The organism is Enterococcus sp. DIV0806c, from assembly GCF_051710905.1.
Lineage (GTDB): Bacteria > Bacillota > Bacilli > Lactobacillales > Enterococcaceae > Enterococcus_B > Enterococcus_B mundtii.
Map to the genome: position 1 here is coordinate 2262101 of NZ_JBIOLO010000001.1, position 16411 is coordinate 2278511.

Below are 16411 nucleotides of genomic sequence, written 5' to 3' on the forward strand. Positions count from 1 at the left end.
GCAAGTCCTCCGTCTTAACCAAAATGACCGGACACATAGTCTTCAGTTGCCTGAATCTTAGGTCTAGTAAATATCTTATTCGTCTTGTCATACTCGATCACATTTCCAAGATAGAAGAACGCAGTGTAATCACTGATTCGGGCAGCTTGTTGCATATTGTGAGTCACAATAATAATCGTATAATCTTCTTTTAAGTTGACTAACGTTTCTTCGACAGTCCCAGTTGAAATCGGGTCTAACGCACTCGCTGGTTCATCAAGCAATAAAATATCTGGTTTCATCGCGATTGCGCGAGCGATGCAAAGACGTTGCTGTTGTCCACCTGATAACGCCAAAGCACTTTTATTCAAACTATCTTTGACTTGATCCCATAATGCCGCTTGCTTCAAACTAGTTTCGACGATCTCATCTAGTTTTTGTTTGTTTTTCTCACCATGCTGTTTCAAGGCAAACGTAATATTGTCATAGATCGATTTACTAAAAGGATTCGGACGTTGGAACACCATACCGATTCGTTTACGCATTTCATAAACATCGATTTGTGGTGCATTGACATCCACATCTTTATACATGATCTTTCCAGTGATCTTCGTGTTTGCGATCCCATCGTTCATTCGATTCAATGAACGTAGATAAGTGGATTTCCCACACCCTGATGGTCCGATCAATGCAGTGATTTTATTCTTTTCAAATTCAAGATTGACACCTTTAATGGCTTCGTTATCGCCATACCATACATGCAAATCATCTGTATGTAGCGCGATATCTTTTTCAGCGCCCATTTTGATGATGTTGGTTTCATTCATATTATATTCTTTCATTCTGCTTCTTCTCCTTAAGCTGAAGTCATTTTACGGTGCAGACGTTTCCCAATTGCTCGAGCACCAAAGTTGAATAGTAACACAGCGATGATCAATACTGCAGAAGCTCCTGCTGAAACGGAAACACCATCGGGCATTGTTCCTTCTGTATTGATTTTCCAAATGTGGACAGCTAGTGTTTCAGCTTGTCGGAAGATACCGATCGGGCTTGAAATGCTAAATGGATTCCAGTTAGTAAAATCTAAGGCTGGCGCACTTTGACCAGCGGTATAGATCAACGCTGCGGCCTCACCGAAAATACGACCAGAACTCAAGATGACCCCTGTCAAAATACCTGGTGTCGCTTCTGGAACGACGACACGAAGCACTGTTTCCCAGCGAGACAATCCTAGAGCTAAACCAGCTTCACGTTGGGTATAATGGACAGCTTGTAAAGATTCCTCGACCGTACGAGTCAATAAAGGCAAGTTGAATACTGTCAATGCCAACGCACCTGAAATGATCGAGAACCCATATTGGAATTGGATAACGAAAACCAAGAATCCAAATAAACCGACAACAACAGAAGGCAATGAGCTAAGAATCTCGATGGATGTGCGGATCACATCTGTCAACCAGTTCTTCCCTGCATATTCAGATAAATAGATCCCTGCACCGAGTGAAATCGGAAAACTGATGATCATCGTGATGATCAGTAAATAGATGGAGTTGAATAATTGGATACCGATCCCGCCACCTTCTTGATACGCTTTTGATGGTTCAGTCAAGAATGACCATGAGATATGCGGGATACCGCGAACTAAAATATAAAGAAGCAACGCAGCGAGGATCAGGACGATGATGCCTGAAATCACATATAAGACACCTGTTGCTATTTTATCAGAACGTTTTGCATTCATTATTTCAATTCTCCCTTCTTACCAATCAAGCGGATAACGATATTAAAGAATAATGACATCAAGAGTAGGATCAAGGCTAAAGACCATAACACGTTGTTTTCAACGGTACCCATGATCGTATTACCGATACCCATCGTCAAGATCGATGTCAGCGTTGCAGCTGGAGTGGTAAAGCTTGTTGGCATCAATGCCGCATTACCGATAACCATTTGGATCGCTAAGGCTTCACCAAAGGCACGAGCCATCCCAAAGACGATAGCTGTCAAGATCCCAGGAATTGCTGCACGTAAGACTACTTTATATGTGGTTTGCCATCTCGTTGCGCCCAACGCAAGGGAAGCTTCACGATAGTGTCTTGGTACGGCTTTTAACGCATCGACTGTCATCGTCGTAACCGTTGGTAAGATCATTACGAACAACACAAATGTTCCGGCTAAAATACCAAAACCAGTTCCGCCAAAAATGCCACGAATGAATGGAACGATGACGGATAGACCGATAAAACCATAAACAACTGAAGGAATACCTACAAGCAGTTCAATGACCGGTTGTAAAATCTTTGTTCCGTTTTTCGGAGAGATTTCTGTCATGAACACAGCAGCTCCGATGGCAAAAGGTGTTGCAATGATCGCAGATAAAAAAGTAACGATAAACGAACCCGCGATCATTGGTAGGGCTCCTACCATTGGTTTTCCATCAGGTCCGAGTGCGCTCGGATTCCAATTTGTTCCAAATAAGAAATCAAAAACATTGATTTTATCAACAAAAAAGGTCGCTAACCCTTTGCTGGCAACAAAATAAAATATTGCTAAAACAACCACTACAATCAATGCAATACATAAAAAGCTGATAAACTTTCCACGTTGTTCCATTTTCGAGCGCTTGGATTTAGTTACTAGTGCTTTTTTTACATCTTCCACAGATGATTCCTCCTTGGTCCTTTAACATACCTATACAGTCTACTAAGCGAATATCAATTTGATTTTAATAACATGTAAATTTTTTGCTAACTTTGTAAATTTTGTGTAAAGATGGTTAATTCACCACATTACCTTCCCAATCGCGTTCAACTTTCATACTCGACACTGGAATATAGCCTAAATCACCAACAATATTTTTTTGCACTTCATCTGATAAGATATAGGCTAAAAAGTCTTTCGTTAATTGACTTGTGTCTTTTCGCGTATACATATGCTCATATGCCCAAATCGTCCAATCATTCGTTGTGACATTCTCGTCTGTTGGCTCAACTCCGTCGATTTTCAGTGTATCCACATCTTTTGATACGTAAGAGAATGCGACATAGCTGATTGCTCCTGGCGTATCAGCAACGATTTGACGGACCATTCCACTAGAATCTTGCTCCTGGGAACGAATCGCTGTTTCACCGTCTAAGACCCATTTTTCAAAAGTAGCTCTCGTTCCACTACCTGCTGCACGGTTCAAGATCACGATTGGCTGATCTTTTCCACCTAGTTGTTTCCAGTTCGTCAGTTCACCAGTAAATACTTTTTTCAAATCTTCCATCGAAATGTTTTCGATGCCGACCTCTTTATTGACAATTGGTGTGATGCCCACTACTGCTACTCGATGGTCGATCAGTGCGGACGCATCGATCCCTGATTTCTCCTCTGCGAACAAATCGGAATTACCAATCTCAACAGCGCCTGATTGGACTTGCGATAAACCAGTACCACTTCCGCCACCTTGTACATTAACAAATTTGCCGGGATTTTCTGATTGATATGTCTCAGCAACCGTTTCAACTAAAGGTTGTAAAGCGGATGATCCCACCGCTGTGATCGATTCTCCTTGGTCGACCAGGTTTGAACACCCAGACATTGTTATAAATAGTGCTATCATTGGTATTATTAATCGTAATTTTTTCATTAGAAATCTCCTTCAATCCTAAAGTATTTCCATTTTAACATTTTCACTATTACTTGAAAATCAATTGATTTTATTAAATAACAAATAATTTAATTTAATTAAAAAAAATACTATCTCAATAAATTTTTCTATGCTATACTGGCATTGAAATGTGTCTCTGTATCAAGCAAGCATTAACTTATTTCTTGCTTTCCCCAAAAAACAAGAAATACCCCAAAAGTTAATTCCCGCTCTTGCGAGACGCTTTCTCCATTTCTAGTAATAAAACTACAGAAATGGCCCCGATAGAAAAGGACATGAAAGTCTGCTCTTATGAGTGTATTTCATGTCCTTTTTTGTTCAGTTTTTTACAAGAGTGGCGAAACAAGTCGAGCCAATCCTTCTTTTAGCTTGATCATCCAGCCCCGAGCCTCGTAACGTTCTTTTGTCAAATGATCAGAAACCTTTGAATCTTCAAAAAATGCCCCTCGCACTTGGGTAGCGATCCGTTCGTCATAGATCAGTGTATTGACCTCAAAATCTAACCGGAAAGAACGAACGTCGATATTTGCTGAACCTACAGAAACGATCCCGCTATCGATGATCATTGTTTTCGCATGGATGAATCCATTCTCATATGTTTCAATGACAGCACCATATTCGATCAATTCAGCGGCAAAAGAATACGTTGCCCAATAGACTAATGGATGATCTGGTTTATTTGGGATCTGCAAATGGACCTTTACACCGGATAACAATGCCAATTTCAACGCTTCATGGATTGATTCATCTGGAATATAATAAGGCGTTTGGATCAAAATCTCCCGCTTAGCCAATGAGATCATTTTAAGGTACGTCATTTTGATTTGTTCATGTTCTGAATCAGGTCCACTCGTCACGACCTGTAAGGCAATCTCACCAGTTGATGCAATACTTGGGAAAAAGCGCGCCGCATAGTTTACTTCTTTTGTATGTTGAGAATTCCAATCCATCAAGAAGCGATTTTGTAACGCATAGACTCCTTCACCATAGATACGCAAATGATTATCTCGCCAATAACCAAATTTTTGCACGAGACCCAAATACTCATTTCCCACATTGAATCCACCCGTATAACCAATTTTCCCATCGATTACTACGATCTTTCGATGATTTCGATAATTGATTCGCGGGTTCAGATAAGGAACAAAAAGCGGAAAAAAGAAAGCAACTTCTCCACCAGCTTCTTTTAACTCATGGAAAAATTTGGTTGAAACTTCCGTCGATCCCCATGCATCCAGTAAAACTCTTACTTGCACCCCTCTGCGGACAGCAGAAGTCAATGCTTGGCATACCTCGATCCCTAAGCTATCGCTACGATAAATATAATATTGTAGATGGATATGATCAGTTGCCTGTTCAATGTCCTCGATCAAACGATCAAATTTTTCTCTTCCATCGGTGAACAGCGTAACGTCATTGCTTGTGGTATACAGTGTGCTTTCTCCAACAGTTAACATATAAATCAACTGTTTGACATCCACTTGCCCAGTCGGAGGATGTGGATATAATCCCCGCATCAATGCCTGTCGATCCTCTTCGATTTCTAAGTTCTTACCGATCTTTCCTTGGATCTTCAAATCAAAAATCTTATCTTTTGAAATCCCACGTCCAAAGAAAATGTAAAGGAAAAACCCTAGGATCGGGATAAAAGTCAGTACAAGTAACCATGCCCAAGTTTGAGCAGTTTCTTTTCTTTCGGTAAAAACGATCACTAAAGATAATAATGTATTCGTAAGTAGTAAGATCGTCGAAAAATTGTCAAAAATAATATCCATTGCCTCACCTCTTATCCGGCTATCCTCCTTAGGATAGCGAAGTTGTTTTTTAAAGTAAAGAAAAACCACTGATTTGTCTATCAGAAAAACCGACTTTCTTAGAATACTATAGATAGACAGGATAGAGTAAGTATATTTTTCTATAAAATAGATTTTACGTATAAAAAAAATTTTATAAAAAAAACCAGCAGGATCGCTCCCACTGGTCTGCTTTATATCTTTGTTTAAAATTTCAAAAATCTTCTCATTGAAATAATCGAACCTAATGAACCAATAATGATACCAATACCGGCCATCAATGCGTCAATTTTCCAAACGATATCCTGTGGCTGTATCAATGAATAATTTGAGCGCAACAAGGTTGGATTGAGCAATCTGTATACTTCCTGATACCCAAAAGTGAGGATCAATACAGGAATAATGGCTCCGATCAAACCGATCCAACCACCTTCAAGGAAGAAAGGCCAACGGATATAGCCATTCTTGGCACCAACTAAACGCATGATCTGGATCTCTCTTTGCCGTGAAATGATCGTGATACGAATCGTATTTGAGATCAAGAACATCGCGACAAACAATAACAAGGCAGCTGCTGCTAATCCCCATGTACGCACTGCCGCAGCAATATTAAAGATTCGGTCAGACGAAGTACCACCATAATCCGAACGGAAAACATTTTTTAACTTCGCAGCTTCTTCAGAAACTTCTTTTGTATAAGAAGGTTGTGTCGTTGTTACAACATACACATCGTATAACGGATTACCGTCTCCTTCAAATAAACTCCAAGAATCACCCATTTGATCCTGGATTTTCTTTAATTCTTGGTCTTTACTTGAAAATTCAACTTTATTGACATGATCAAGCTCATTCAATTCCTTTTCGAGCGTTTCCATATCTTTCTCATTCGTTCCGATATCAACGAACACAGAAACATCCACGTTACCTTCGATGTCTTCAGCTAATTTAGTCGCATTCATGATGATTGCCATAAATACTCCAACTAATGTCAATGTGATCGTTACTGCACTAATTGATGCGACAGTCATCCAACCGTTACGTTTTAAACTTTTGATACTTTCTAATAAATGGCGGAAAAAGGTTCTAATCATCGTATCCATATTCCCCTTCCGCTTGGTCACGAATAATCCGGCCATTTTCAATGGCGATTACGCGGTGACGAATTGTATTAACGATCGTACTATTATGTGTAGCCATAACAACAGTCGTTCCTTGGGCATTGATTCGATCCAACAACTTCATGATTTCCCATGAGTTTTCCGGGTCTAAGTTTCCTGTCGGTTCATCTGCAATCAATACTTTTGGTGTATTCACAATTGCCCGGGCAATCGAAACACGTTGTTGTTCCCCACCTGACAATTCACTTGGGAAAACACGTACTTTATGTTTCAAGCCGACTAAATCTAAAACTTCCATGACACGTTTTTTTATGTCACGAGGTTTTCTGCCGATGACTTGCATCGCATACGCGACATTTTCATATACTGTTTTTCGAGGTAACAATTTATAGTCTTGGAAAACTACTCCGATTTCTCTACGTAAATAAGGTACTTCACGATCCTTGATATCTATCAGATCATGGCCAGCAACGTTCAGCGTGCCCTTCGTTGCTTTTTCTTCTCGGTACATCAACTTGATGAATGTAGATTTACCAGCACCAGATGGTCCTACTACATAGACAAACTCTCCTTGGTCAATGACGATCGAGAGATTTCGGATAGCTGTGGTACCATTTGAGTACTTCTTCATTACATCCTTCATTTCAATCATGGCGTTCTCTCCATATCTTTTCAGTCTTTAGTCATTATAGCATGGGAATGTTTCAGCTTGCTTTCGAAATCTTACAATTTTATTTCAATTTACTATTAATCGTGAGTAAGCTACATGTGCATTTTTAAATAGCCATCGATGAATGGGTCTAACTCGCCATCCATCACTGCTTGGACATTTCCTGTTTCTACATTGGTCCGATGATCTTTGACCATCGAATAAGGATGGAAAACATAAGAACGGATTTGTGAGCCCCAGCCAATTTCCATTTGTTCCCCACGTAGTGCTGCTGCTTCTTGTTCTTTCTTTTCAACTTCCAATTGATAAAGTTTCGCTTTCAGCATCCCCATCGCTTGTTCACGGTTTTTTAATTGTGAGCGTTGTGCCTGACTGGCAACGACTGTTCCTGTTGGCAAATGCGTGATCCGTACAGCAGACTCTGTTTTATTGATATGCTGTCCACCCGCTCCACTTGCTCGGTAAGTGTCGATCTTCAAATCATCAGGATTGACCTCGATATCGATCATGTCATCTAATTCTGGCATGACATCGACTGAACAAAATGACGTATGTCGGCGTTTCGCCGAATCAAATGGCGAGATCCGAACAAGGCGATGTACGCCTTTTTCTGATTTCAAATAACCATAGGCATTATGTCCTTTGATCAATAATGTCACACTTTTGATACCAGCTTCATCACCGGCTTGGTAATCTAACATTTCCACTTGGTAATTGTGTTGTTCTGACCAACGTGTGTACATTCGTAACAACATACTTCCCCAATCCTGAGATTCTGTTCCCCCTGCACCTGGATGCAGCTCAACGATGGCGTTATTGCGGTCATAAGGTCCATCTAGTAACATGGCTAATTCGTAAGTTGTCATTTTTTCAGCTAAAGCACTGATTCGCTCTTGTGCTTCTTCTTGCATTTGCGCATCTGGCTCTTCTTGTAACATTTCCAGCATCAATTCTAGTTCTTCTAGCTCTTGTGCGAGTTCATTGAACTGATCATAGGTTTCTTTGTTTGCATTATTTTCATTGATCACTTTTTGTGCAGCTTCACTGTCATCCCAAAAACCTGGTTCAGCCATTTTTGCTTCTGCTTCAGCAATATCTTCTTCCAGCTGATCTAAGTCAAAGAGACCCCCTAAAACTTGTGACTTTCTCTTGCATTTCGGTTAGGAGGTTTCGAATTTCAGAAATTTCCATTTCGATTTCCTTCTTTCTGTCTAATCTTCATTGTTTAGTCTACCAGAATCTTGAACGAACAGAAAGAATAAGATGCGACATGGTCGCTCCTTTCCCTTTTCATTCTGATCTTAATGGTAGTCGTATATGTGCCAAAAGGAACCTCTTCGGAAATAAGGTGGAATCCACAAAAATTCAACGAACAATTTTTGCGGATTCCACCTTATTTCTTGAGGCTCAGAACTTCTTGACCTCAGGGAAGTCATAAAACAAAAAAATGTTTCGTTAAGATTCCCTATCTATTTTAGTTTGTGAAAAGGAACGAGCACTCTCATATGAAGTGAGTTCCTTTTCTGAATTGATCAAGTCTCATTGCTCGGTATGAACGATTTCTTTCAATAGGAAAGATTACATCTCATTCTTGCCATGACAATTTTTGAATTTTTTACCACTGCCACATGGACATGGGTCATTACGTCCAACTTTATTTACACTGACAGGCTGTGATTTCACATTCAATCGGCTGTTTTCTTTCGCGCCACCTTCTGTTGGTTGAACAGGTTGCCCTTGAGACACTTGTTCACGTTGGACGTTTTGACGGATCTCCGCTTTCATAAAGATACGTGTTACTTCGTATTCGATTGCACCAATCATGTCTTCAAACATTTTGTAGCCTTCTGTTTGGTATTCGACAAGCGGATTGTTTTGTCCGTAGGCACGTAGTCCGATCGATTGACGTAATTGATCCATTGCATCAATGTGGTCTGTCCATTTTGAATCGACAACACGTAAGATCACGACTTTTTCAAACTCAAGCAATTGCTCAGGACCATTTAATTGTGAAGCTTTCGTATTAAAGATTTCTTGTGCTTTTTCATTTAAGAAATCTTTGATTTGTTGTGGTGACTTGCCTTCTAGATCAGCCATTGAAATACTGTCTTCATGGACAAGTGTACTACCAGCAAAGTCGACGATTCCTTCAAGATTCCAGTTTTCTTTCTCAAGTTGCGTGTGGGCATCCACTACTCGACTGATTGTTCGTTTGACCATATTCATCAATGGTTCAGATAGACTTGTTTCTTCCATGATCACGTCTTGACGTTGTTTATAGATGACTTCACGTTGTTCACGCATCACATCATCGTATTGAAGAACGTTTTTACGTGTGTCGTAGTTGTTTCCTTCTACACGTTTTTGCGCTGATTCAACTTGTTTCGACAACATCTTACTTTGGATCACTGCATCCTCTTCACCGATCTTCATGCGTTCCAAGAAAGCTTTGATTCGTTCTGAACCGAATCGTTTCATCAAGTCATCTTCAAGAGACAAGTAGAATTGTGACATCCCTGGATCTCCTTGACGACCTGCACGTCCACGTAACTGGTTATCGATACGTCTTGATTCGTGACGTTCTGTACCAATAACAGCTAATCCACCCAACTCACGAACACCTAGACCTAACTTGATATCCGTACCACGACCAGCCATGTTCGTTGCAATCGTAACTGCTCCTTTTTGACCAGCATTCATGATGATCTCGGCTTCTTTAAAGTGGTTTTTGGCATTTAGTACTTCATGAGGTACGCGTTCTCGGTTCAATAAATCAGAAAGCAATTCAGACGTTTCAACAGCGACGGTACCTACAAGAACAGGTTGTCCTTTACGGTAACGATCTTTGATATCTTGAACGACTGCATTGAACTTGCTTGTCAATGTCGGATATAACAAATCTGGACGATCATCACGAATGACCGGACGATTTGTAGGGATTTGAATGACTTGGATGTTGTAGATTTCTCTAAACTCTTCTTCTTCTGTCTTCGCTGTCCCTGTCATACCAGATAATTTCTTGTACATACGGAAATAGTTTTGGAATGTGATCGATGCCATCGTTTTTGTTTCATCTTCGATCTCCACGCCTTCTTTGGCTTCAATCGCTTGGTGCAAGCCATCAGAATAACGGCGTCCATCCATGATACGACCAGTAAATTGGTCAACGATCATTACTTTTCCATCTTGGACCACATAGTCGATATCTAAAATCATGATATAGTTTGCGCGTAATGATTGATCGATATGATGCGTTAAAGCAGAATTTTCGATATCATATAAGTTATCTAAACCGAAAGTTTCTTCCGCTTTTTCAATTCCAGCTTCAGTCAAGCTGATCGTTTTTGATTGAACATCGATTTTATAATCTTCTTCTTCTTTCAATCGTTTGACAAAGTTATCAGCACGCGTATATAACGCAGTTGACTTTTCTGCTTGTCCAGAAATGATCAATGGCGTTCTTGCTTCATCGATCAAGATCGAATCGACTTCATCGACGATCGCATAGTTCAATGGACGTTGTACCATTTGATGACGATAAACAACCATGTTGTCTCTCAAATAGTCAAACCCTAGCTCGTTGTTTGTACTATACGTAATGTCACAATTGTAGGCTTCACGTTTTTCATCTGCTGATTTTGAATTGATATTCAAACCAACTGTCAAACCTAAGAAGTTGTATAACTCACCCATCTCATTGGAGTCACGAGTAGACAAGTATTCATTGACAGTAACTACGTGAACGCCTTCTCCTGTCAAAGCATTTAAATAAACAGGCATCGTAGCAGTCAAGGTTTTCCCTTCACCGGTACGCATCTCTGGAATATTTCCATCATGAAGGACGATCCCCCCCATTAACTGCACAGGGTAAGGGTACAACCCTAATACGCGTTTTGCTGCTTCACGAACGACTGCGAAAGCTTCTGGTAAAAGTTGATCTAATGTTTCCCCTTTTTTATATCTTTCCTTAAATTCGGTTGTCTTTGCTTGTAATTGTTCATCTGTTAATGCTGCCATATCATCAGCATGAGCTTCGATTTTCTTTACAATACTTTCTAAACGTTTTAGTTCTTTCTTATCATTTTCGATAATCGAACGAATAAAATTGGCCATGCGTTGTTTAATCTCCTTTTATATAATATCCAAACTATGTAGACTCTGTTTCTTATTTTATCATTAGTTGTGGATAAATGAAATAACTTAAGTCAATTAAAGTGATATCTTCATAATTATTTCATATTCTTTTTATCTATCCAATCCGAAAAAAAAGCTTGCAGTAGTCATTCGAGACCACTGCAAGTTTTTTTCATGTTATTATTTCGTTATTTATCAATCAGTTTCGATCAATCCATATTTGCCATCTTTACGACGGTAAACAATGCTTGTACCATTCGTTTCTGCATCTTCAAAGATGAAAAAGTTATGGCCTAACATATTCATTTGTAAAACAGCTTCTTCGCTGTCCATTGGTTTCAATGACAAGCGTTTTGTACGAACGATATCTAATTCAGACTCATTTTCTTCTTCGTCTTCATTATTGAACATAACCGCCGCATTTGCTGTATTCAAACCAGTTTCGCGAGATTTACGATTGATTTTTGTTTTGAATTTGCGGATTTGACGTTCCAATTTATCAACAACCAAATCAATACTTGCATATAGATCAGGTGAAGTTTCTTCGGCACGTAATACGAGATAAGGTAATGGAATCGTAACTTCCACTTTTGCTGTTTTTTCAGTATAAACTTTTAAATTCACATGCGCCGTAGCATCGGGAGCATCGCTGAAATAACGTTCTAATTTTCCTACTTTTTTCTCTACGTAGTCACGAATCGCTTCAGTTACTTCGATATTTTCGCCGCGTACATTATATCTAAACATAAAAACTACCCCTTTCATCTACCACAATCAAGAAGGAGAAGGACCACTCTTTCCCTCTTCTTACTTCTATTATATCGAACTCGTAAGCATTTGCAAACTAAATCGCTGTCATTTTACTACTGTTTCTACAAAAAGCTTATCTAGCAAGTGAGAACGTCTGTACTTTATTGGGTGACTGCGCCAAAAGGCAGGACGCTGCATGGAACATCGTTTGGCCAGTCGTATAAACATCATCGATCAGCAAGATATTTTCCCCTTTGATTGTAGGTGTAGATGGCTGATAAACAAATGGTTGGGTCGTAATCAAACGTTGCACTCTTGTTTTCTTGGATTGTGGTATATGGTGTTTTTCTCTGATCAGCAATTCTTGAAAAGGAAGCCCAGCAGCTCTCAATAGTTCACTCACTTGGTTAAATCCTCTTTCGTTGATCCTTTCTGTAGACAATGGAATCGGACAAAAAACAAATGACTTGTATTGTTTTCGCAATTCTTGCAACTCTACACTAAATGTATGTGCCAACAGGATATCCCCCATGAATTTATATTGTTTGAGCCAAGTACGGAACGCTTGATCGTAGCGGAAGAACGCACGATGACAAAAACGATAGTCAGGGTAACGTGCCTGCCAATTCAAGCAATCTCGGCAATAGTCATGTTGATCAATCGCTTGTTTATTCAATACTTTTTGGCAGCCTTCACACTGGTGGCGACTCTTCTGTCGTATTCGTTGAAATAAGAATTGACATTCCTGGCAACATCTCGCTACTTTTTTCAGTCCAAGCAATTCACCGATTGTTATATTTCTGCTAAATATTTTCTTACAATATACGCATTTCATCTCGTTGCTCTTTTCCTTTTTTATTCATTTGTTTGATTTCTTTACACGCTTTTACGATAGCATGCGTCTTTTCTTCATAGAAAAAATAGACCTGACTATTCGTGAATCCTCCCTTTCGATCGGCACGTCCAGCAATTTGGACCAGTGATGATTTGCTGAATACCGGATGGTCGGCGCCTAAAACAATGACTGAGATCCGTTCAAAAGTCACCCCACGCTCTAAGATCATCGTGGTCAAAAACACATCGTAGTGTTGCTCTCTCATATTTTGGACTTTGCTACTACGTGCTTCATCTTTTGAAGAGGCGGATGTCATACGACAAGACAATTGTTTTTTTAATTGTTTCTCCAATTGCTCCATTAAAGAGATACTTGGGCAAAACAATAGCACATGGTTTTCTTTGACTAGCTCTTGGATCAAGCGACACAATCGTTGATTCTTTTTTGGGTGCAAACAGCGATTTGCCCACTGATCCCAAAAAAGCAGTTTCGGTTCTGGCAATAATCGCTGATGAAAGCGTAAAGCCAACTGATGAACACTCAAAGCTGTTCGGCTTTTTTTCAATAACTGGTCATCGGGTGTCGCACTTAAATATATCAGTTGGCCATTTCTTTGTAGCGCGGTTGCCACTGCATAAGCTAACCCTTGATCCCCCACAAATGGAAAAGCATCCACTTCATCTACTACTAAAAGAGCAAATGCTCGGTAAAAACGATACAACTGATGCGTTGTACAAATCACTAAAGAACCATAGCGATCAGGTCCTTCTGATTTCCCATGAAGCAAGCGGATCCTTTCTTCTGGGAAGACCTGGCTAAGTCGTAGGTATAATTCCTGACAAACATCGATCCTTGGTGAGGCGATAGCAACTCTCCCACCTTTAGCTAAGGTAGCGTGGATACTGGCGTAAAGCATCTCTGTCTTGCCTGAGCCTGTAACTGCCCAAACCAAATGCTCACCCGATCGTTCACATAGATCATCTGAAATTTGCTGTTGTAGTGTTGTTAATTGACCTTCCCAATAGTGGTTTACATGACGCTTCTTTCCATTTGGTTGTTCGAATAAGTAGAGCTGTTGCAGGGTATCGCAACGCCCCAAAAACAGACAGTGGGGACAGTAGTAGGTAGACGCATTGAGCCTTGCTGATTTCAAAGGGGTCGTTTGACTGCAACGATTGCAATAAAGCTGCTTCTTTTTTACTGTGACTGCATCGACCACTTCATAGTTCAATTTTTTATAAGAATGTTCATTCCCATATACTTCTCTAGTTAATAATCGTCTGCCAAAAAAATCTTCCGCGTGCATGTGTACTTCTCTCCCTTCGCAAAATAGATACGCAAAAAAAGAAATCCTTCATGCAGAATCAATCGGATTGATCCAATTAGAAAATCAGCTAATCAGCGGACGAACGAACGCGATGATTTCAATGGAAAACAAAAAAAGTATGAAACTGAATCCGCGGACCATTTCTTTAACAGAAACTTTCGGACTCAGATCATACTGATATATGTAGCTAGACCTAAAATTGGACTTGAATTGAGAGATTGGATCAACAGCTAGAAAAATAGTTATTCGTCAAACAACCAACTGGATTTGACTAATTGATTGAATACGATAAATTCTTTTTCTAAATTGATGACCACCACTTCATAGCCAGCATTGATCCAGCCATAGGCGCCTTTTTCAGGATGTTTATAGTCGTTCGCCCACCAATCAGTACTTTCTCGTGCAGAACGGGGCAAGGCACTACTTGGAAAAAGCAACTCATCGATTTGAGTAAATGTCAGCGTGATTTGAGAGCCACCATTTGTCTTTAAATAATGAGTGATGGCATCATACTTTTTGACTCGTTCTTTCATGTTACGCACCTCACTTTTCTTTATTATCCCATATTCCCTTCGTTAAGCAACTATTAACATAATTGTCATGCAGAAAAAAATTCTCTATACTTGAAAAGAGACGAGAACAAACAATGAAAGTAGTGAAACAGATGTTAGAACGTTATTACACGATCAAAGTAAATGGTCAAAGTGAGCTTGAAATAAAAAAATCACGTTTTATCTGCTCACTGAAACGAGTAGAAACAGAAGCAGAAGCAAAACAATTTATCCAAGAAACGAAAAAAGAACATTGGAAAGCCAATCATAATTGCAGTGCGTTCGTGATTGGTGAAAAAAATGAGATCCAACGAAGCAGTGATGATGGTGAACCAAGTGGAACTGCCGGTGTACCGATGTTAGAAGTCATCAAAAAAAATGAACTGATCAATGTGGCTGCTGTTGTGACTCGTTATTTCGGCGGGATCAAGTTAGGTGCAGGTGGCTTGATTCGTGCATATGCGCATTCGGTTTCCCACGCATTACAAGAAATCGGCATTGTTGAAGGGACATTACAACAAGAACTATCGATTCATATTGCCTATCCCCAACTAGGAAAAATAGAAAACTTCTTGGCACTTCAGCAGGTGAATGTGAAAGAAATCCGCTATACAGAAAAAGTCATCGTTGTTTGCATGATCAATGAAAAAGAGGTCATTGCGTTCCAAGAAGCTATCATTGAACTTTTGAGCGGTCAAGTGACATTTACTGAAGGAGCTGTTTCTTATTATGAACAACTCATTCAAACAAGAGACTAAGCCGGATCATATCGAAAAGACCAAAGAATAGGAGGCAGTTATGCCGATGACTATTCTCTGGTCTTTTTATTCAATATGAACGATCATCTTTCTAAATAAAACTCAAAACGGTCGCCGACATATTGGGTACGTACGTATTCAAATGGCGTGCCATCTTCAAAGTAAGAAATCTGTCTTAAACGTAAAACGGCATCTCCTCGCTTGACCTCTAAATATTCAGCAATTTTTTCTGAAGCTAAGACTGCTGAAATTGTTTGTTTCGCCGCACCGATCTTGTTCCCTCTTTTTTCTTCGAGTGTTCGATACAGTGACTCCGTAATTTCTGCTTTGCTGTATCCGTCGATGATTTTTTGCGGAATACTCGCAATCTCAAAACAAATAGGGATATCATCAGCAAAACGAATACGTTCCATTCGTAAGATGGTATCATCTTTTTTTAGTTGCAATTTCTCCATTTCACTCGAACTCGGTGACGTGAGAAAATAAGAAATCGTTCGACTGGATGGCACACGATTTTGTGATTCCATGATTTCGGTAAAACTGGTTGCACCAGACATTTTTTCTTGGACCTTTTCTCGTGCCACGTAGGTACCTGATCCAATTTTTCTTTCAAGGATTCCTTCGTCGGCTAGGTTTTGGATCGCTTGTCTTAAAGTCATTCGACTAACATTGAACTTGATGGCTAATTCTCTTTCTGAAGGAAGACGATCTCCGATTTTCCAGACGCCTTGCTCGATTTCACTTTTGATTTGATCGTGAATTTGTATATATACCGGTAATTGATTCGACATAACATCTACCCGTCCTTTCATTTCTATTTTATTATAACTGGTATATACCTAAT

15 protein-coding genes are annotated in these 16411 nt (G+C 39.7%); 1 reads left to right on the top strand and 14 read right to left on the bottom strand.

Translation table 11 applies throughout. From position 1 onward, the window contains the following. Positions 1–14 precede the first annotated feature (14 nt). The 13 genes from pstB to IGK77_RS10635 form a co-directional block, all read right to left on the bottom strand. Positions 15–821 carry a phosphate ABC transporter ATP-binding protein PstB gene (pstB, locus tag IGK77_RS10575; RefSeq protein WP_074799553.1) on the bottom strand — a complete coding sequence of 269 codons (807 nt, stop codon included), beginning with the start codon at positions 819–821 and terminating at the stop codon, positions 15–17. Positions 822–835: 14 nt separating this feature from the next. After that, entirely contained in the window at positions 836–1720 is an 885-nt protein-coding gene (gene pstA, locus IGK77_RS10580) for a phosphate ABC transporter permease PstA (protein WP_071866761.1), read from the bottom strand. Further along, positions 1720–2640: a phosphate ABC transporter permease subunit PstC gene (pstC, locus tag IGK77_RS10585; RefSeq protein ID WP_034687410.1), complete on the bottom strand. Its 921-nt coding sequence runs from the start codon at positions 2638–2640 to the stop codon at positions 1720–1722. The genes pstA and pstC overlap by 1 nt, the downstream gene beginning before the upstream one ends. 115 nt (positions 2641–2755) lie before the next feature. After that, a complete protein-coding gene (locus IGK77_RS10590) occupies positions 2756–3610 on the bottom strand; it encodes a phosphate ABC transporter substrate-binding protein PstS (protein WP_071866760.1) in 855 nt (284 codons plus the stop codon). 347 nt (positions 3611–3957) lie between these two features. Continuing rightward, a complete protein-coding gene (cls, locus tag IGK77_RS10595; RefSeq protein WP_074799555.1) occupies positions 3958–5406 on the bottom strand; it encodes a cardiolipin synthase in 1449 nt (482 codons plus the stop codon). Between the two features lie 224 nt (positions 5407–5630). Beyond that, positions 5631–6515, bottom strand: a complete 885-nt coding sequence (gene ftsX / locus IGK77_RS10600; protein WP_307725285.1) for a permease-like cell division protein FtsX — start codon at positions 6513–6515, stop codon at positions 5631–5633. Next, entirely contained in the window at positions 6508–7194 is a 687-nt protein-coding gene (gene ftsE / locus IGK77_RS10605) for a cell division ATP-binding protein FtsE (RefSeq protein WP_071866757.1), read from the bottom strand. The genes ftsX and ftsE overlap by 8 nt, the downstream gene beginning before the upstream one ends. A 110-nt stretch (positions 7195–7304) precedes the next feature. After that, positions 7305–8403, bottom strand: a protein-coding gene (gene prfB, locus IGK77_RS10610; RefSeq protein ID WP_177187658.1) for a peptide chain release factor 2 whose coding sequence is annotated in 2 segments (ribosomal slippage) — positions 7305–8330 and positions 8332–8403 — 1098 coding nt in all. Because the reading frame shifts where the segments join, the coding sequence is not laid out codon by codon here. A gap of 387 nt (positions 8404–8790) precedes the next feature. Beyond that, complete coding sequence (gene secA / locus IGK77_RS10615; protein ID WP_074799557.1) at positions 8791–11325, bottom strand: preprotein translocase subunit SecA; 2535 nt, start codon at positions 11323–11325, stop codon at positions 8791–8793. A gap of 216 nt (positions 11326–11541) precedes the next feature. Next, on the bottom strand, positions 11542–12093 hold the full coding sequence (gene hpf, locus IGK77_RS10620; RefSeq protein WP_010734910.1) for a ribosome hibernation-promoting factor, HPF/YfiA family: 552 nt from the start codon (positions 12091–12093) through the stop codon (positions 11542–11544). Between the two features lie 136 nt (positions 12094–12229). Then, positions 12230–12931, bottom strand: coding sequence for a ComF family protein (locus IGK77_RS10625; protein WP_071866754.1), 702 nt, complete (start codon positions 12929–12931; stop codon positions 12230–12232). Then, the gene (locus IGK77_RS10630; protein ID WP_074799558.1) at positions 12912–14237 is read right to left on the bottom strand and encodes a DEAD/DEAH box helicase; all 1326 of its coding nucleotides are present in this window, start codon (positions 14235–14237) and stop codon (positions 12912–12914) included. The genes IGK77_RS10625 and IGK77_RS10630 overlap by 20 nt, the downstream gene beginning before the upstream one ends. Positions 14238–14500: 263 nt before the next feature. Beyond that, a complete protein-coding gene (locus IGK77_RS10635; RefSeq protein ID WP_010734907.1) occupies positions 14501–14791 on the bottom strand; it encodes a DUF7662 domain-containing protein in 291 nt (96 codons plus the stop codon). Between the two features lie 131 nt (positions 14792–14922). Between IGK77_RS10635 and IGK77_RS10640 the strand changes: the two genes are divergently transcribed. Beyond that, complete coding sequence (locus IGK77_RS10640; RefSeq protein ID WP_074799579.1) at positions 14923–15567, top strand: YigZ family protein; 645 nt, start codon at positions 14923–14925, stop codon at positions 15565–15567. 83 nt (positions 15568–15650) lie between these two features. On the opposite strand, the gene IGK77_RS10645 is transcribed toward IGK77_RS10640, so the two are convergent. Next, a complete protein-coding gene (locus IGK77_RS10645) occupies positions 15651–16358 on the bottom strand; it encodes a GntR family transcriptional regulator (RefSeq protein ID WP_010734905.1) in 708 nt (235 codons plus the stop codon). Between the last annotated feature and the right edge of the window lie 53 nt (positions 16359–16411).